17 protein-coding genes and 1 riboswitch are annotated in these 16,719 nt (G+C 74.5%); of the genes, 8 read left to right on the forward strand and 9 right to left on the reverse strand.

Annotation, left to right across the window (positions count from 1 at the left end):
• Positions 1 to 231: 231 nt before the first annotated feature.
• Together bla and ilvE are read left to right on the forward strand one after the other, a co-directional pair.
• Complete coding sequence (gene bla, locus G3I42_RS20965; protein ID WP_164288133.1) at positions 232 to 1,167, forward strand: class A beta-lactamase; 936 nt, start codon at positions 232 to 234, stop codon at positions 1,165 to 1,167.
• 86 nt (positions 1,168 to 1,253) lie between these two features.
• On the forward strand, positions 1,254 to 2,450 hold the full coding sequence (ilvE, locus tag G3I42_RS20970) for a branched-chain-amino-acid transaminase (protein WP_164288135.1): 1,197 nt from the start codon (positions 1,254 to 1,256) through the stop codon (positions 2,448 to 2,450).
• 12 nt (positions 2,451 to 2,462) lie between these two features.
• Here ilvE and G3I42_RS20975 read toward each other — a convergent pair whose 3' ends face one another.
• From G3I42_RS20975 to xylB, 3 genes are all read right to left on the reverse strand, one after another.
• Positions 2,463 to 3,065, reverse strand: coding sequence for an N-acetylmuramoyl-L-alanine amidase (locus G3I42_RS20975; protein WP_164288137.1), 603 nt, complete (start codon positions 3,063 to 3,065; stop codon positions 2,463 to 2,465).
• A gap of 229 nt (positions 3,066 to 3,294) precedes the next feature.
• Positions 3,295 to 4,464: an ROK family transcriptional regulator gene (locus G3I42_RS20980; protein WP_164288139.1), complete on the reverse strand. Its 1,170-nt coding sequence runs from the start codon at positions 4,462 to 4,464 to the stop codon at positions 3,295 to 3,297.
• Positions 4,465 to 4,600: 136 nt separating this feature from the next.
• Positions 4,601 to 6,058, reverse strand: coding sequence for a xylulokinase (xylB, locus tag G3I42_RS20985; RefSeq protein ID WP_164288141.1), 1,458 nt, complete (start codon positions 6,056 to 6,058; stop codon positions 4,601 to 4,603).
• A 216-nt stretch (positions 6,059 to 6,274) separates the two neighbouring features.
• On the opposite strand from xylB, the gene xylA reads away from it, so the two are divergent.
• On the forward strand, positions 6,275 to 7,441 hold the full coding sequence (gene xylA, locus G3I42_RS20990) for a xylose isomerase (protein ID WP_164288143.1): 1,167 nt from the start codon (positions 6,275 to 6,277) through the stop codon (positions 7,439 to 7,441).
• Between the two features lie 86 nt (positions 7,442 to 7,527).
• Here the strand turns inward: xylA and G3I42_RS20995 are convergent, their stop codons facing one another.
• Positions 7,528 to 7,875 (reverse strand): SH3 domain-containing protein, encoded by a 348-nt coding sequence (locus G3I42_RS20995; protein ID WP_164288145.1) that lies wholly within the window; start codon positions 7,873 to 7,875, stop codon positions 7,528 to 7,530.
• 431 nt (positions 7,876 to 8,306) lie between these two features.
• On the opposite strand from G3I42_RS20995, the gene G3I42_RS21000 reads away from it, so the two are divergent.
• Positions 8,307 to 8,489: a hypothetical protein gene (locus G3I42_RS21000; protein ID WP_164288147.1), complete on the forward strand. Its 183-nt coding sequence runs from the start codon at positions 8,307 to 8,309 to the stop codon at positions 8,487 to 8,489.
• Positions 8,490 to 8,754: 265 nt separating this feature from the next.
• On the opposite strand, the gene G3I42_RS21005 is transcribed toward G3I42_RS21000, so the two are convergent.
• From G3I42_RS21005 to G3I42_RS21020, 4 genes are all read right to left on the reverse strand, one after another.
• A complete protein-coding gene (locus tag G3I42_RS21005) occupies positions 8,755 to 9,726 on the reverse strand; it encodes a hypothetical protein (protein WP_343244609.1) in 972 nt (323 codons plus the stop codon).
• Between the two features lie 241 nt (positions 9,727 to 9,967).
• Entirely contained in the window at positions 9,968 to 10,585 is a 618-nt protein-coding gene (locus G3I42_RS21010) for a methyltransferase domain-containing protein (protein ID WP_164288149.1), read from the reverse strand.
• A gap of 85 nt (positions 10,586 to 10,670) precedes the next feature.
• The gene (locus tag G3I42_RS21015; RefSeq protein ID WP_164288151.1) at positions 10,671 to 11,438 is read right to left on the reverse strand and encodes a CbtA family protein; all 768 of its coding nucleotides are present in this window, start codon (positions 11,436 to 11,438) and stop codon (positions 10,671 to 10,673) included.
• A 19-nt stretch (positions 11,439 to 11,457) separates the two neighbouring features.
• Positions 11,458 to 11,688 carry a CbtB-domain containing protein gene (locus tag G3I42_RS21020; protein ID WP_164288153.1) on the reverse strand — a complete coding sequence of 77 codons (231 nt, stop codon included), beginning with the start codon at positions 11,686 to 11,688 and terminating at the stop codon, positions 11,458 to 11,460.
• A gap of 35 nt (positions 11,689 to 11,723) precedes the next feature.
• Positions 11,724 to 11,857, reverse strand: a riboswitch (cobalamin riboswitch).
• Between the two features lie 65 nt (positions 11,858 to 11,922).
• Here G3I42_RS21020 and G3I42_RS21025 point away from each other — a divergent pair.
• Positions 11,923 to 12,504, forward strand: coding sequence for a histidine phosphatase family protein (locus G3I42_RS21025; RefSeq protein WP_164288155.1), 582 nt, complete (start codon positions 11,923 to 11,925; stop codon positions 12,502 to 12,504).
• A gap of 614 nt (positions 12,505 to 13,118) precedes the next feature.
• Entirely contained in the window at positions 13,119 to 13,523 is a 405-nt protein-coding gene (locus tag G3I42_RS38455; RefSeq protein WP_343244610.1) for an ATP/GTP-binding protein, read from the forward strand.
• Between the two features lie 112 nt (positions 13,524 to 13,635).
• Here the strand turns inward: G3I42_RS38455 and G3I42_RS21035 are convergent, their stop codons facing one another.
• Entirely contained in the window at positions 13,636 to 14,064 is a 429-nt protein-coding gene (locus G3I42_RS21035; RefSeq protein ID WP_203607096.1) for a PPOX class F420-dependent oxidoreductase, read from the reverse strand.
• Between the two features lie 96 nt (positions 14,065 to 14,160).
• Between G3I42_RS21035 and G3I42_RS21040 the strand changes: the two genes are divergently transcribed.
• Together G3I42_RS21040 and G3I42_RS21045 are read left to right on the forward strand one after the other, a co-directional pair.
• On the forward strand, positions 14,161 to 14,562 hold the full coding sequence (locus G3I42_RS21040; RefSeq protein WP_164288161.1) for a roadblock/LC7 domain-containing protein: 402 nt from the start codon (positions 14,161 to 14,163) through the stop codon (positions 14,560 to 14,562).
• Between the two features lie 160 nt (positions 14,563 to 14,722).
• On the forward strand, positions 14,723 to 16,719 hold a 1,997-nt coding region (locus tag G3I42_RS21045; RefSeq protein ID WP_164288163.1), incomplete at its 3' end, for a DUF6397 family protein.

Consider the following 16,719-nt stretch of genomic DNA (forward strand, 5'->3'; position numbering starts at 1 on the left):
ACTCCGGGCCCGCGCGCGCTGGCGCGGACGTGCTGGGGAACAGGGGGAGGGGCGCCGTGCGGGCCCCGTACCGGAGAACGCGCGGCGCCCCGCGTACGTCACGGGGGCAAAGGCGTACGACGCGCGCGGGCCCGCGCCGGACCCGTACCCGCGCCCCGGGGTGATGGGATGGCGACGCGGGAACCTTCGTCCCGCGCCCAAGGCCCCCACGCCGCCCCGGAGGTACGCCCCATGCGCCCCGCCCGTCTCCGCCCCGCCCTCGTCGCCGCCGCGCTGTGCCTGCTGCCGCTCACCGCCTGCGGGACGGACACAGGCCAGGAAGCCGCAGCGCGGCCGGGGCCCGGGAGCCAGTCGAGCGGCACGCCCGCCGCCCGCACCGTCGACGAGGCCGCCGAGTTCACCGCCCTGGAGCGCAGGTACGCGGCCCACCTCGGCGTCCACGCGGTGGACACGGGCAGCGGCCGGGAGGTCGCCTGGCACGCGGACACCCGCTTCTCGTACAACTCGACCTTCAAGGCGCTCCTCGCCGGGGCCGTGCTCAAGAAGCACGGACGCGACGGGATGGGCCACGTCCTGCGCTACGGGAAGAAAGACGTCGTCGCCAACTCGCCCGTCACCGAGAAACACGTGGGCACCGGGATGAGCCGCGAGGCGCTGTGCGAGGCCGCGATCCGCTACAGCGACAACACCGCCGCCAACGTCCTCCTCGCCGACCTCGGCGGCCCCCGCGCGCTCGGCGCCCTCGTCCGCGCGGCGACCGGCGACCGCGTCACCCGCGTGGAGCGCGTCGAACCCCTCCTGAGCCGCTGGACGCCCGGCGAGACCCACGACACGACGACGCCCCGTCAGCTCACCGCGAACCTGCGCGCCTACGTGCTCGGCGACGTCCTCGCCGCACCCGGACGCGAGCGCCTGGCCGGCTGGCTGCGGGCCAACACCACCGGGAACACGACGATCCGCGCGGGCGTGCCGAAGGGCTGGACGGTGGAGGACAAGACGGGGACGGGGAGCTACCACGGCGCGCGCGACGACATCGCGGTGATCCGCCCGCCCGGGCGCGCCCCGCTCGTCCTCACGCTGCTCAGCTACCGCGACGAGCGCACGGCGGAGGCCGACGACCGGCTGCTGGCCGAGGCCGCCCGCGTGGTCGTCAGCGCCCTCGGCTGACACACCGCCCGGCGCGGCCCCGACGCGCCGGGGCCCGGCCGCCGCGAGGGCTAGCATGCCGGGCAGCCGACCGTCAGGAAGAGCGCATGAGCCTCGACTTCCCCCTCGACCGCACTGCCGCCCCGGTCCCCGGCGCCGAGCGCCGCGCGATCCTCGCCGACCCCGGCTTCGGCCGCTGGTTCACCGACCACATGGCCGTCGCCGCGTGGGACGCGGAGCGCGGCTGGCACGACGGCGGTGTCCGCCCGCTCGCCCCGTTCACGCTCCACCCGGGCGCCGCCGTCTTCCACTACGGGCAGGAGATCTTCGAGGGGCTCAAGGCGTACCGGCACGCGGACGGCGGCGTGTGGCTCTTCCGGCCGGGCGACAACGCCCGCCGCTTCGCCCGCTCCGCGCGCCGCCTCGCCCTCCCGGAGCTTCCCGAGGCCGCCTTCGTACGGGCGGTGGAGGAGCTGGTACGGGCCGACGCGGCGTGGGTGCCGGAGGCGGACGGGGGACACGCCGACGAGGGCGGCGGGGCGGCGACCTCGGCCACGTCCCCCTCGGCCTCCGGTTCCTCGTCCTCCGCGCCTGCGGCTTCCGCCGCCCCGGCCTCCGGTTCGGGCGAACAGAGCCTCTACCTGCGCCCCTTCCTCATCGCCACCGAGTCCTTCCTCGGCGTCCGCCCCTCCGCCCAGGCGCTCTTCCGCGTCATCGCGAGCCCCGCCGGTCCGTACTTCCCCTCCGGCGTCACAGGGGTCACCCTCTGGGTCACGGAGACCTACTCGCGCGCCGCCGTGGGCGGTACGGGCGCCGCCAAGTGCGGCGGCAACTACGCGGGCAGCCTCGCCGCGCAGATCGAGGCCCGCGAGAACGGCTGCGAGCAGGTGCTCTACCTCGACAGCGCGGGCCACGGCACGATCGAGGAATCCGGCACGATGAACCTGTGCCTCGTCACGCGCGACGGGGAACTGCTCACCCCGGCCCTCGGCACGATCCTCGAAGGCGTCACGCGTGACACGGTCCTCGCGCTGGCGCCCGAACTCGGCCTCAGGCCCGTCGAACGGACCATCTCCCTCGCGGAGTTGCGCGCGGGCGCGCAGGACGGCACCGTCACCGAGGTCTTCGCCGCCGGGACGGCGGCCGTCCTCACCCCCGTCACCGGCTTCAAGGGCGCGGGCTACGCCTTCGCGGTCGGCGACGGCACCCCGGGCCCGACGACGCTCGCCCTGCGCCGCACGGTCCTCGACCTCCAGTACGGCAGGACCGAGGACCGGCGCGGGTGGCTCCACCACGTGTGCTGAAGTGCGCTTGCCTCAGGCGAGGTTGACGAGCCGGATGTACTTCGTCCAGTCCCACAGCGCGCCGGGATCGGTGTGGTCGGTGCCGGGCACCTCGACATGCCCGAGGATGTGCTCCCTGTCCTTCGTGATGCCGTAGCGGTCGCACACGGAGGCGGTGAGCGCGGCCGACGCCTCGAACATGGCGTTCGTGAAGTACTCCGGCTTGTCGACCCAGCCCTCGTGCTCGATGCCGATGCTGCGGGTGTTGTAGTCCCAGTTCCCGGCGTGCCAGGCGACGTTCTTCTCGCGCACGCACTGCGCGATGTGGCCGTCCGCCGAGCGCACCACGTAGTGCGCGGTGACCTGCTTCGCCGGGTTCTGGAAGATGGCGAGGGTGTCCGTGAAGTACTCCTGCGTCACGTGGATCACCACGTACTCCACCGGGTACTGCGAAGGCCGGTTCGCGACCGTGTAGTTGGAGGTGCTCGCGGGCACCCACTCGGCGCCCGGGTGGTCGACCGCGGCCGGTTTCGCGGCGGCGGCCGGAGGCCCGGTGAGCAGCGCGGCGGGCACGGCGGCGAGCGCGGCGCCCCTGAGGAGGGTGCGGCGGCTGGGCACTGATCTGGCGCGTTCCACGGTGGTTCCGCCTCCTGGTGGGGGGTGGGGCCCGCCCGGTCGGACGGGGTGCGGCTACCGGCACGGTACGGGGTGACGCCGCTGCGCGGAAGGTGGCCAACTCCCTTACGGGGCAGACGGGGTGACGCGCGTCCAGCTCGGCGTTCGCCTCGCCCGCCCCAGCCGCTGTGAGCGTTCCGCCCCAGGCCGCAATGGGCGCTCCGCCCCAGGCCGCCGTGCGCGTTCCGCCTCAGTCCGCCGTGAGCGCCACCGGGTCGTCGAGGACCGCCCGCACCACCGAGTGCGCCGCGCCGAGGAGCGGGCCCTCGCGGCCGAGTCGCGAGACCGTCACCGGACGGTTCGCCGTCGCCGTGCGCCGGGTCAGCTCGCGGCGCAGCGGCGGCAGCAGCCACTCGGCGAGCGGCGAGAGCGAGCCGCCGAGCACGACGCCCTCCGGGTCGAGGAGGTTCACCGCGCCCGAGAGCGCGATCCCGAGCGCGCTCCCCGCGCCGCGCAGAGCCTTCAGCACCGCCTTGTCGCCCTCGGCCGCGCGCTGCGCGAGCAGCCCGACCGTCTCCTGTCCCGGAGCGAGGCCCGCCGCCCGCCACACCGCCTCCTGCCCCGCGTACTGCTCCAGGCAGCCGCGCCCCCCGCAGGGGCACGAGGGCCCCTCGGGACGCACCGGCACATGCCCCAGCTCACCCGCGAACCCCCGTGTCCCGCGCAGCAGTTCACCGCCGAGCACGACGGCGGCACCGATCCCGATCGCGGCCGAGACGTGCACGAAGTTCTCGTGCGCGCCCTCACCGGTCCACAGCTCGGCGAGGGCACCGAAGTTCGCCTCGTTGTCGACCGTCACCGGCAGCCCCGCGGGCAGCAGCGGACCGAGATCGGTGTCGGTCCAGCCGAGGTTGGGCGCGCGCACCACGAAGGGGCGGTCCCGCTCGACGAGGCCGGGCACGGCGACGGCGAGCCCGGCGGGCCGCAGCCCCAGTCCCTCGGCGGTGATCCGCACCTCGTCCACGAGCGCCCCGAGCGCGGCGAGCACGGGCTCCGCCGCCCGCTCCCGGTTGTCGACGGGCCGCACCACCCGCGCCCGCACCGTCCCGCTCAGGTCCACCGCGCACACCGAGAGGTGATCGACCCCGATCTCCGCGCCGAGCCCGGCGGGACCCCGCGCGCTCACCGCGAGCGCGGAACCGGGCCGGCCCACCCGCCCGGGGCGCTCGGGCCCCAGCTCGTCGAGGAACCCGGCCCGGATCAGCTCGTCCACGAGCGTGGACACGGCGGCCCGGGTCAGCCCGATCCGCGCCGCGACGGCGGCCCGCGACAGGGGCCCCCGCGCGGCCACGGTGTGCAGCACCCGCGAGAGATTCCGCCGGCGCATGCCCTGCTGTGTGTCCGGCAACGCGGCGGTCATCGTGACTCCTTGGAGGTGAAGGGACAGGGAAGCGAGAATCCAGCTCCGTCGGCTGCTGAGGAGCGGGGCGGGGCGGGGCCCCGTGACGTGACCCGCGGCAGGGCCACCAAGGACACCCGCCCACCCCCGCCTCCGCTCAGTCCGTGACCGGGGTCCCGTCCAGGAGGGGCGCCGCGTCGGAGAGTACCCCGGAGATCCGCGCGAGGGTCTCGTGGTCCTTGGCGACGGGCTCCAGGAGCGGACCGCGCGCCGTGCCCCAGCGCCGGGCCACGGCCGCCGGGTCCTCGCCCGTCAGGAGCCCCGCCGCCTGCGCCGCGGCACCGAGCGCGACGAGTTCCTTCGCCTCGGGCACGCGCACCGGCCGCCCGGAGAGCCGCAGCACGGTCTCCTGCCAGGCCCGGCCGCGCGCCCCGCCGCCGATGAGCAGCAGCGGCTCGTTCTCGTCGCCCTCGCCCTCGCCGTCGAGCACGAGGCCGAGCGCGTCCAGGAGCGAGTAGACGGCTCCGTCGTACGCGGCCTGGAGGAGCTGGCCGCCGCTCGTGTCGTGGCGCAGCCCGGTGAGCAGCCCGGAGGCGCCCGGCAGGTTCGGGGTGCGCTCGCCGTCCAGGTACGGCAGGAAGCTCAGCGTCCCGCCTGGCTCGACGGCCTCGCGGTCGAGGCCGAGGAGGGCGGCGACCCGGTCCACGGCGAGCGTGCAGTTGAGCGTGCAGGCGAGCGGCAGCCAGTCGCCGTGCGCGGCGGCGAAGCCCGCGACCGTACCGCTCGGGTCGGCGGGCCGGCGCGGCGAGAGGGCGTACACCGTGCCGGACGTGCCGAGGCTCAGCACCGGCGTCCCGGGGCGCAGCCCGAGCCCGAGCGCGGCGGCGGCGTTGTCCCCGGTCCCGGCGGCGACGAGGGTGCCGCGCGCGAACGGCAGCGCGTCGCCCCGTACCGTCCCCGCGACCTCACCGGGTCCCACGACGCGCGGCAGCTTGGCCGCGTCGAGCCCCACGAGGCCGAGGATCTCCTCGTCGTACGCCTCCGGGCCCGCCGCCCACCAGCCGGTCCCCGAGACGTCGCCCCGGTCCGTCGTGCCCTCGCCGGTCAGCCGCTCGGTGAGGTAGTCGTGCGGCAGCCGCACCGCCGCCGCGGCCTTCGCCGCCTCCGGCTCGTGCTGGGCGAGCCACGCCCACTTCGTGACCGTGAACGAGGACCCGGGCACGCTCCCGGTCCGCTCCGCCCACCACGCGGGCCCGCCCTGCCGCTCGACGAGCGCGCGCGCCTGCGGGGCCGAGCGCACGTCGTTCCACAGCAGCGCGGGCCGTACGGGCTCACCCGCGGCGTCGAGCGTCACGAGCCCGTGCTGCTGGCCGCCCACCGAGACCGCCGCCGCCTGCCGCGCGTACGGCCCGCACTGCTCCAGGGCGCTCAGCAGCGCCTCCCACCACTGCCGGGGGTCCGACTCGCGGCCCGCCCCCGTCGTCACCGTGTGCGGCGCCTGCCCGCTCGCCACGACCCGCCCCGTCGCCACGTCCACGACCAGCGCCTTCGTGGACTGCGTCGAAGTGTCGATCCCGACCACGTACGGCCCTTCGGCCTGCTCCCCGGCTGTCATCCTCGTCCTCCCATCGCGCCGCCGCCCGCGTCCCGGAGCGGCGTCCTGCCCGGCTGATCACACCACCGTGTCGTACTCCGTCCGGCGGGGCGAGACACCCGCCCGGAGGGGCCGAATCGGCACCCGCTCTTCACAGCCGGGCTCCGGGAGTCTAATTTGTTAAGCGCCATGACGAAATAGGCCACGGCACGCACGACACGATGGCGAGGGAGCCGCATGAACTACCAGCCCACCCCCGAGGACAAGTTCAGCTTCGGTCTGTGGACCGTCGGCTGGCAGGGCCGGGACCCCTTCGGGGACGCCACCCGCCCCGCGCTCGACCCGGTCGAGTCCGTGCGCCGGCTGGCCGAACTGGGCGCCTGGGGGGTCACCTTCCACGACGACGACCTCATCCCCTTCGGCTCCACGGACGCCGAGCGCGAGCGGATCGTCAAGCGCTTCCGCGAGGCGCTCGACACGCACGGCCTCGTCGTGCCGATGGCGACGACGAACCTCTTCACGCACCCCGTCTTCAAGGACGGCGGCTTCACCTCCAACGACCGCGACGTCCGCCGCTACGCGCTGCGCAAGGTCATCCGCAACATCGACCTCGCCGCGGAGCTGGGCGCCGAGACGTACGTCGCCTGGGGCGGCCGCGAGGGCGCCGAGTCCGGCGGCGCGAAGGACATCCGCCTCGCGCTCGACCGCATGAAGGAGGCGTTCGACCTCCTCGGCGAGTACGTCACCGAGCAGGGCTACGACCTCCGCTTCGCCATCGAGCCCAAGCCCAACGAGCCGCGCGGCGACATCCTGCTCCCCACCGTGGGCCACGCCCTCGCCTTCATCGAGCGCCTGGAGCGCCCGGAGCTGTACGGCGTCAACCCGGAGGTCGGCCACGAGCAGATGGCCGGGCTGAACTTCGCCCACGGCATCGCGCAGGCCCTGTGGTCCGGCAAGCTCTTCCACCTCGACCTCAACGGCCAGAACGGCATCAAGTACGACCAGGACCTGCGCTTCGGCGCCGGCGACCTGCGCAACGCGTTCTGGCTCGTCGACCTCCTGGAGACGGCCGGCTACGAGGGCCCGCGCCACTTCGACTTCAAGCCGCCGCGGACCGAGGACTTCGACGGCGTGTGGGCCTCGGCCGCGGGCTGCATGCGCAACTACCTCATCCTCAAGGAGCGCGCCGCCGCCTTCCGCGCCGACCCGAAGGTGCAGGAGGCGCTCAAGGCCGCTCGCCTCGACCAGCTCGCCCTGCCCACCGCCGGGGACGGCCTCGCCTCGCTGCTCGCCGACAAGAGCGCGTACGAGGACTTCGACGTGGAGGCCGCCGCCGAGCGCGGCATGGCCTTCGAGGCGCTCGACCAGCTCGCCACGGACCACCTGCTGGGCGTCCAGGGCTGAGCGAGGTCCGCTCCGCCCGCCGCGGACAGGGCCGTGGGCCCCGCCTTCCGGACGGAAGACGGGGCCCACGGCCTGCTCGGGACCGCTCAGCAGTGGTTGGGCACGTTGCCCTTGTCGTTGCCCTTCAGGTAGATGGCGCTCACGTAGCCGATCCCGCCACTGTTGAGCTGGAGGCGGACCCAGTTGCGGTTGCTGATGCCGTGGTCGTTGACGAGGTCGCCCTCCAGCCAGCACAGCCCCGTGTAGCTGTAGTTCTTGTTGACGTAGCTGACCACCCGCTCGCCCGTCGCCGGACCGGCGTGGACGTTGCCGTGGGTCCAGGCGACGACGGTGGTGGCGGCGAAGGCGGGGCTCGCGGCCATGACGCCGGCCCCGGCGAGCGCGAGGCTCGCCCCGCCCATCGCGAGGGTGCGCTTCATCTTCGTACCGAGCATGTGGTTTCTCCCGTTGGGTGACGACAGCCGGGGCACGGGTGTGCCCTCCGGTCCCGGCGCGGCGTCCTGCCCCGTACCGCGCCGGTCGCGACGTGTCCCACGCTCTCGGACGCGGACCGCCCTGCCAATCGCTGGGGCGAATGAAAGGCCGGGGCCGTGTTCCCGGCGCTCGTTCGACCGCAGGCAGGGGCCGGGGGTGTGCTCCGGGACGACGGTGGCGAAAGGTTTACGGCCGCGAATCGCGGGTGCGCGCGGGAGGGGCATCGGGGGCGTCCGGGGGCGACCCCGAGAAAGATCAGGGTTGCCCCGGTGGCCGGATCGGGTCTCCACTGGAACCGTGGGAGCGGCAGAGCCGTTCTTGACGACAGGTGACCGGGACAGGGCCGCGAGACCGCGGCCCGGCCGGACGAGCACCGGGGGAGACGAGAGACATGTCCACGAAAGCGAAGGTGGCGGCCGGCGGTGCCGTCGTCGGCCTCATCCTGCTCATCTGGCTGCCCTGGTGGGCCGCCTTGCTGATCATCCTCGGCGTCCCCGCCGCCGCCTACCTCACCCTCGACCCGAGCCAGCGCCGCAGGCTGCGCAGGGCGAGCCGCAAGCAACTGGGCCGCTGAAGGGCCACTGCCGGAGGCGGGACCGCGGCGCGAGCGCGCGTCCCGGGCCGGTACGAGGCTGTCGACGAGGCCCTTCACCGCCTCGCCGCGGAGGCCCTGCGCCTCGGCGCCACGGTCCCCATGCCCCGCATCGGCTGCGGACCGGCCGGGGACCGCTGGGACCGGGTGGGATCGCTGATCCGAGCCCGGCCGACGGAACGCGGGGTGAGAGGCAGCGTCCATGACGTCGGGTGAGCGGGGGACGGCTGCGGCCCGCCCCGGTCGGTCAAGAACGCGCGGCCAGCGCTTCGAGCCCCGCCAGGAGGGCCGGGAGCCGGGGGCCGCGTTCGACAGGGATGACTTCCCCCGGCACCGCGTCCAGCAGGACGAAGGCCATGTCGTCGGTACGGGCCACGAGCGACCAGCCCGGGCCGTCGACCCGCAGCAGACGCGCTTCGTCGCTCGCGAACGCGGAGCGGATGCGGCCCAGCGGCGGAGGCGTGTCGAGATAGGCGCGGGCCTCGGCGAGCGCCGCGCGGACCGATTCGGCGGTGGGCTCGGAGCCCGGAGCCGTGAAGGACCCCTCGGGGCCCGGAGCCGTGAAGGAACCCTCGGGGCTCGCGGCACCGTCCCCCGCCTCCGCCACCTCGGCCTCCTCCGTCGTGAACTCCCCGCGCCACGTGGCCCACTGGCGGGAGATCTCGTCGGCGCCCAGCCGCCGCTGGGCCGGGCCCCAGCCCGTCAAAGACGGCGGGCGCAGGGCCTCGGGTGCCTCCGGGTCCCCCGAGAGGTCCGGGTCGTGCGGCGCGGGCACGCCGGGGGCGGCGACGGCGAGCGCCAGGGGCCAGCCCGGCAGGTTCGCCACGATCGCGCGCGGGGCCGGCGTCAGCTCGTACTCCATCCCGCAGTCCCACGAGGCGATCGCGACGGCGACCAGCGAGACGTCGTCGACCACGACCGTCCACCGCGCGCCCGCCCCGTCCTGCCCGAGGACGAGCCCGTACCCCTGGACGAGAGGCGGCAGTCCCAGCCGGGCGCACGCTTCCGGGTAGTCGTCGCCGAGGGCCCCGGGGAACTGGGCCGGTGTCAGCAGCGCGGCGGTCAGGACGAGCAGCGCGTCCTCCTCGCCGGCGGTGGGCCCGTCGCCCCCGCCCGCTGTGACGCCGTCCGCCCGGCCCGGCTCCTCACCCGTCGCCCGCGCGGTCTCCGGCACCTCCGTCGCCACGGTCCCGGTCCCCGCGTCCTCCGGCTCGCCCACGTCCGCCTCCCGATCGCTGCCCGAGCGTCCCGTCCCGTGCGGAAGCAGGACGACGGGGCCCGCCGCGTGCGGGCTGGCGCACCTTAACCAGTCGGTAACCACGGAGTCGAGAGGCCGCACAAGCCCGTCCCGAAGCCTTCACCCGCCGTGCGAGTCGTAGGCGGGGAGGGGGCGGGCGGTGCCGGTGCGCCGGCCGGGGAGGGGTGCGTCGCGGGCGGTCGCGGCGAGGCGAACCGGCCCGTCAGGCCGTGGGCCGCTCCGGCTTCCGTACCGCCACCGCGAGGAAGCGCGTGTCCTCGTCCGCGTACGACACGAGCCGCCAGCCCGTGGCGTCGAGCAGCGGGGCGAGACGCGCCTCGGCCCGTACGTCGTCCTCGCTCAACTCCCTGCCGTGACACGCCGCGAGGGCCGCGCGGCCGAGGGGGTGGAAGAGACCGAGCCGCCCGGCGGGCCGGGTCACCCGCGCGAGTTCCCGCAGGCCGGTCTCCGGGCCCGGCAAGTGCGAGACGAGCCCCGCCCCGAACACCGCGTCGCACGCCCCGTCCCGCAGCGGCAGCCGTGCCACGTCCGCCAGGACGAGCGTCCCGTGCCGCGCCCGGCCCTTCGCGGCCGCCTCACGCAGCATCTCCGGCGTCAGGTCCACGCCGAGCACCGCGCCCGCGCTCCCGACGCGTTCCCGCAGCGGCGCGAGCGCCCTGCCCGTGCCGCAGCCCGCGTCGAGCACCACGTCACCCGGCCGCAGTCCGAGGACCGCCGTGGCCGCGTCGTAGCGCGGTTGATCGCCGGGGAACCTGTCCTCCCAGCCCGCCGCGCGCGATCCGAAGAACTCCCGTACCTCCTGCTGGGTCTTCTCGTTCATGCCGTCCATCCTGCCCGCGGGGACGTGAAAACGGTGGAGGAGCCCGGGAAACCGGGCCCCTCCACCGTGACGTACGGGATGTCGCTCAGGCAGCGGCCGAGGCCACCGAGCCGACCTTGACGCGCCGTTCGGCGGGCGCGAGCAGCCGCTGCGCCAACTCGCCGAAGAGCAGGCCGAAGCCGGTCCACAACGTGAGCTGGATGCCGATCGAGGCCACGCGGAACTGCCACAGCAGCGTGGCGGGGAAGTCGTGCCCGACCTCATTGATGGACGGCAGGAACGCGTAGGCGAGGCCGATCACGACGGCGAAGCCGGCGAGCGCGACGACCGTCGCCCACCAGTTGCCGAGCGTCGGCGCGAGCCGCTTGCCGATGATCACGGTCGCGAGCGCGAGCAGCACGCTGAGCAGCATCATCAGCCCGTACAGCGCCGTGCGCTTGCCGATCGTGTCGGGGTTGCCGACGGCCGGGGGGTTCGCCGGGTACTTGAGGAAGGGAACGAGGTAGACGGCGAAGAGGCCGCCCGCCGCCATGAGCGCGGCGGTCGCGCGCGGGCTGAAACGGCCCACGCGGCCGAGCGCGAAGCAGTAGGCGAGGGCCACGATGCCGCCGAAGGCGACCCCGTAGGCGAGGACACCGGTCGCGAGCCCGGCCGTGGACTGGAGGCCGCGGCTGACGACCTCGACCTCGTGCTCGTGGCCGCCTCCCCCGTGGGAGTGCGCCTCCTCCAGAGCGATCGCCGAGTCCACCCGGGGCTCCCCGAGCAGGTAGGCGACGACGAAGGCGAGGACCCCGGCGGCGAGACCGGCGAGCATCCCGCGCACGAGGAGTTTCCTGACGATGGCGGAGTTCATGGGAGTTCGAATCCGTCCGTCAGTGGCAGGGGAAGCCGAGCAGGTGCCGGCCGTCGTGCACCCACTCGTGGACGCCCGTGCCGGAGAACAGCGAGGTGGCGCCTTGCTCGGCGCCGACGAAGTAGAGCGCGATGAGCAGGAGGAGACCGACGAAGACCGCCCACGGCAGCACCGTGCGGACCGGCAGCCGGAGGGGAGTCTCAGAAACGGAAGAAGAGCCCGAAACGGGCGGGGCGGCGGACTGCGCCATGGCAAGCCTCCTGGGGAACTCGCGTCCCGGTCGGTGGAGCTTCGAATACGCATGACGGGTCTGACTCACCGGGTCCGCGTGCGAGGCCAGGCATACAGTGGCGCGACCGTTCCGGGCTCTCACCGGATTCCGTCATGTCGCTTGTAAGGTCATCGGGACGATATCGCTCACCCGTCCGAACGCCAAGTGCGCCTGCTGGACGTGAGACATGACAAACGGTGAAAGCGGGCCGGTATGACGATCCGGGTGATCCTTGTCTCGGCCGCCGAGAGCGAGGCGAGCCGTTCGGCCGCGTTCGACGACGGCACGCCGCTCACGGACCGGGGCCGCACGGCCGCCGCCGAACTGCGGGCGAGCGGTGTGCCGATGCGGGCGGAGAACGTACGGGTACGGGCCCGCCGCGCGCCCTCGGCGCGCTGCCACGAGACCGCCGCCCTCCTCGGCCATCCCGGTGCCGTCCCCGAACCCGCCCTCGCCGGGCAGGACCCGGGAAGCTGGCGCGGCCGTCCGCTGGACGCGGTGTCCGCGGCGGAGCCCGCCGCCCTCGCCGCCTGGCTCTCCGACCCGGCGGCGCGCCCCGGTGGCGACGGCGAACCGCTGGCCGCCCTCGTGCGGCGCGTCGGTACCCACCTCGACCACCTGGCGGAGACCGTGACGGGCCCGCTGCCCCTGTTCGTCGAACCGGACACGGTCCGCGCCGCCCTCGTCCACGCTCTCGGCCTTCCGCTCCCCGCGTACTGGCGCGTCGACGTCCGCCCGCTGGCGGTGACGACACTCAGCGGGCACGGCGGGCGGTGGAATCTGGTGCTGTCCTGAGCGCGCGTCCGGAGCGCTCTGGCGCGCGTGATCGCGAATCCTGTCGCTTGCGAACCCGGTGTGGCGTGAAACGGTCCGATCCGGGCGCGACCATGCCCATCCGGTAAAGAATCCCGCACTTCGCGCCCTTTGCCCGGTGTCTTGTCATCCTGGGCGCTTGGTACCGGGACGGCTGGTGCCGGTGATGCGGGCGGCGAGGGAAGTGGCGGATGAGCGACGGACGGTGGGACACGACGGGGGAACGCCTCGTTCTCAAGATCGTCGTGTCGGGTGGGCCTGCCACCGGGAAGACGTCGTTCGTCGGTGCCACGCGGGGGACGGGGGCCGCGCGGGGGCTCGGTTCCGCACGGGGGAGTGGGCTGCCGGAGGGTCGTGCTCTGGAGGGTGAGGTGCTGGGGGGTGAGGTGGGGGAGGGCGAGGTGTCGCATGGCGACGTGGGGAATGGTGAGGGGGCGGACGGTGCTGGGTTCGGCCGCGGTGGGCCGGGTGCAGGCGGGCCGGGTGGAGGCGGACCCGGCCGTGCGGGGCTCGCGCCGTCGTCGCCGCGCCCGTACGGCCCCGTGGTCGCCTACGAGCCGGCCGGTGGCGCGGGGAAGCGGGGGAATGAGGAAGGGGTGGTCGCGCTCGACTTCGGGCGGATCGCGCTGCGCCCCGACCTGACGCTGTGCCTCTTCGGCGTCCCGGGACTCGAACGGTCGGCGGCGCTGTGCGAGGACATGTGCGCGGGGGCGCTCGGCGCCGTCGTACTCGTCGACACCGGGCGGCTCGCCGAGAGCTTCGCGCTCGTGGACCGGCTTGAGGAGCGGGCGCTGCCCTTCGTCGTGGTGATGAACCGTTTCGCGGGGCCCGCCGCGTACACCCCCGAACAGGTCGCGTCGGCGCTCGGCCTGTCGCCGGGCGTCCCCGTGCTCGCCGGCGATGTGCGCGAGGCGACGACGGTCCGTCACGTCCTCGCGGAACTCGTGGCGTACACGGGGAGGTTCCGGGCGGCGCGGCTGCTTGAGGCGGTGGCGCGGTAAGGCGCGGTGGCGCGGGTCGCGGCGGCCTGGGCCGGGGTGTGGCGCGGGCTTCGGCGGGGGTGTCGGCCGGCGTGTGGGACCGGGGTGCCGGGCGGCGGCTTCGGCCGGGATGTCAGTCGGCGACGCCCCCGTAGGCGACGACCTTCTCGACCTTCACCCGGACGACGAGTTCTCCCGGAACCGCGTTGCGGCGCCCGTAGACCTCGGCCTCCTGCGGGCCCACGTAGCGCTCGGCGATCGTCGTCGCCCAGCGCAGCAACTCCTCCGGCTCCTCGCTGATTTCGGTGGACCCCTCGATCGTCACGAACGAGAACGGCGGTCGCTCGTCGTCCACGCACAGCGCGACACGCCCGTCACGGGCCAGATTCCGCCCCTTGACGGTGTCCTTGCCGGTGTTGAGGACCAGGTCCGAACCATCCAGAACGAACCAGATCGGGGCGATGTGCGGACTTCCGTCCGCCCGCACGGTGGCCAGCTTCGCCGTCCGCGTGCCTTCCGAAACGAAGGTCCGCCATTCTTCATCGGTCATTTTGTGGGTCATATGCTCATCATCCTTGCTGTCCGCCGGGTGGTGGTGAAGGCTTGCCGAAGAGTTCCTCCGAACAGGGGGAGCGGCTGCGGACGGGGAGAGCGGAACGTGGAACGGAACGCAAGACTCGGGTGGCTTCTCGATGAACTCACCCAGCGCGTCGAGCACATCAAGCACGCTCTGGTGCTGTCCAACGACGGACTCGTCACGGGTCTCAGTGCCGATCTCGCGCGCGAGGACGCCGAGCACCTCGCGGCGGTCGCCTCGGGTCTGCACAGTCTCGCCAAGGGTTCGGGCGTGCATTTCAAGGTGGGCAAGGTCCGCCAGACGGTCATCGAGTTCGACGAGGCACTTCTCTTCGTCACGGCGGCGGGGGACGGCAGTTGCCTGTGCGTGCTGAGCGGCTCGGACGCCGACGTGGGGCAGGTGGCCTACGAGATGACGCTGCTCGTGAGCAAGGTGGGGGAGCATCTGGGAGTGGATTCCCGGCGGCCGGGAGCGGCCGGCTGAGGGGTGCGCGGGGCGCGCGAGAGGGTGCGAATGTCGGATCTTCACCATGTTGAGGATCAGATGATCTGATTGCTGCCGAGTTATCCACAGGCGGGAGGAAGGTGGTGTCCGTCCCGTCCCATACGGTCTGTCCCAAGGATTCGGCTCCGAGGGGGACGGTATGGCGGTACGTGGCAGGACGGCGACGGCGACGGCGGGCGAGCGGTCGGTCCGGGGTGACTTCCTCGGACCGGAACAGGCCGCCTGTCTGCTGGAGTTGACGATCGAGGAGGTGGAGCGGGCGGCCGTGCTCGACGTGCTGCCCTCCGTGCCCGGGCGCGGCACGCTCCCGCGCCGTTTCGCGGCCGGGGAGATCGAGCGGCAGCGGGCGGCGCCCGGCTTCCCGGGGGCGCTCCGCGACACGGTACGGTGCGTCGGCACCGCCGACGCCGCCGACCTGCTCGGCATCGCCCCGCACCGCTTCACCCGCCTCGCCAAACTGGGCCTGCTCGCGCCGCTCGCCTTCCACCTCAACCGCTACCGGGCCGTCGTCTGGGCTTACCTCGCCACGGAAGTGGCGGAGCTGGGGCGGCGCAGGCCCGAGCTGCTGGTCGGCAGACTGCCGGCCGCACTGCGCTCCCAGGCGCAGGACGACCGGCGCGCGGCACGGTGGCGGGAGCGGCGGCGGGAGTCCCTGCACCGGCTCAGCTCCGACCCGTGGGAGCGGGCGGGTCTCCTCGCGGTCCAGCTCGGCCCCGAGGAGACGGCCCGCGCGGCGGACCCCGACGAACGCGGTTACCTGCTGCGTCTCGTGCCCACGCAGGGGGACCCGGTCCACGCCGCACTGACGAGCGCTCTGGGAACCGACGAACTCGCGCTTGTGCGGGCGCGGTTCGTTGCGGAGCTGGCGCGCGCCCGGGCCGACCGGCCGGCGCCTCGGCCAGGACGGCAGGCCCGGGCGGGGGTGGAGAAGGCGGAGGGGATCGCCGTCATGGGCGTCTCCTCGTCTCCGCCGGGACGTTCTTCGACGCCCTCCGCCACCGAGACCCCCTCCGTCACCGCCCCGCGACCCGCGGCGTCCCCGGAGCTGACGGCCCCCGGCCCCACGGCCCCGTCCACGCCGTCACTTCAGCGCCGTACCGAGCCCCGGAGCAATACGGCCTGGTCACCGCGCCCCGCACCGGCGTCCCCGGTTGTCCAGACCTTGCCGTTCCCGGAACCGGTGGGCTCTCCCGCGCAATCGCCGGCCGCACCCGCCACCATCTCGGCGCAACCGGGTCCTGCCGAGCCGTCGGCCGCCGGACGGCGGGCGGCTCCTTCCTCTCGGTGGATGGCGGAGGCCACGCAGCCCTGCGCACCGACCCCTTTCGCGAGGGGCGCCGGATCGGCCCCGGCTCCGCGCGTGCCGACGGGCCCTGGACCGGAGCCGGTCGCCGCGGCGCTCACGGATTCGCGTGCGGCCGGATCTCCGCCCCGGGTCCGGCGGCGGGAGACCGGCGGCGAGTGGGACGAGCGCGAGCCTTCGCACAGGGTCCCGCCTTCCCACAGGGTCCCGCCTTCGCACGCGGTTCCGCCGTCGTACGTGGCCGCGCCTCAGCTCCCGAGCCTGCCCCAGGGCCAGGTCTCGCCCCGGCGCCCGACTCCGGCTTCGCTCTCGTCCAGGAAGCCTGGCTCGGTGCCCACGGCTCCGCTCGCGTTCGGGTCGCAGGCCGCGTCCGTGCGGCGGTTCGAGCGCGCTGATCCGCCGAGTGCGGAGCTCGGGGGGACCTCGCTCACGGGGCAGGAGCGGGGTACCGTTCCGGTGCCCCGGCAGTCCGGTGGCTCGTCGCCTTCTGCGCCGCCGTCGTCCTCGTTCCCGGGCGAGCCCGCTCTCTCCGGGCTCACTCCCGCCGGTCCGCTGTGCTCTTCGCCGCGCGCGACCCCGCCTTCGGGCCCTCCGCCGCCCCCGGTGGACCAGCGTCCCGCTGAGGCGTCCTCCGCCGCACCGGTCCCGGCCATGCCCTCCCACCCGGCCGCCGCAGCCGCCGGGCCGTCGTCCGACGCGTCACCCCGGGCCACGTCCCCGGTCCCTCCTCCGCACCGGTGCTGTCCGCACGCCTGCGCCCCCGGTCCCGCCTCCGTTCCGCCCTCCTGCTGTCCCTCGCTGCGCGCGAACGAGGGCGCCGGCCCCGGTGCGCG

This window comes from Streptomyces sp. SID11385 (genome assembly GCF_010548245.1).
GTDB lineage: Bacteria > Actinomycetota > Actinomycetes > Streptomycetales > Streptomycetaceae > Streptomyces.

Bases quoted from the DNA above. Each gene is read 5' to 3' on its own strand.
- G3I42_RS20995 (WP_164288145.1), bottom strand. From the start codon at position 7,875: ATGCTCGGTACGAAGATGAAGCGCACCCTCGCGATGGGCGGGGCGAGC.
- xylA (WP_164288143.1), top strand. From the start codon at position 6,275: ATGAACTACCAGCCCACCCCCGAGGACAAGTTCAGCTTCGGTCTGTGG.
- G3I42_RS21000 (WP_164288147.1), top strand. From the start codon at position 8,307: ATGTCCACGAAAGCGAAGGTGGCGGCCGGCGGTGCCGTCGTCGGCCTC.
- G3I42_RS21035 (WP_203607096.1), bottom strand. From the start codon at position 14,064: ATGACCCACAAAATGACCGATGAAGAATGGCGGACCTTCGTTTCGGAA.
- G3I42_RS21010 (WP_164288149.1), bottom strand. From the start codon at position 10,585: ATGAACGAGAAGACCCAGCAGGAGGTACGGGAGTTCTTCGGATCGCGC.
- G3I42_RS21025 (WP_164288155.1), top strand. From the start codon at position 11,923: ATGACGATCCGGGTGATCCTTGTCTCGGCCGCCGAGAGCGAGGCGAGC.
- G3I42_RS20980 (WP_164288139.1), bottom strand. From the start codon at position 4,464: ATGACCGCCGCGTTGCCGGACACACAGCAGGGCATGCGCCGGCGGAAT.
- xylB (WP_164288141.1), bottom strand. From the start codon at position 6,058: ATGACAGCCGGGGAGCAGGCCGAAGGGCCGTACGTGGTCGGGATCGAC.
- G3I42_RS21015 (WP_164288151.1), bottom strand. From the start codon at position 11,438: ATGAACTCCGCCATCGTCAGGAAACTCCTCGTGCGCGGGATGCTCGCC.
- G3I42_RS21020 (WP_164288153.1), bottom strand. From the start codon at position 11,688: ATGGCGCAGTCCGCCGCCCCGCCCGTTTCGGGCTCTTCTTCCGTTTCT.
- ilvE (WP_164288135.1), top strand. From the start codon at position 1,254: ATGAGCCTCGACTTCCCCCTCGACCGCACTGCCGCCCCGGTCCCCGGC.
- bla (WP_164288133.1), top strand. From the start codon at position 232: ATGCGCCCCGCCCGTCTCCGCCCCGCCCTCGTCGCCGCCGCGCTGTGC.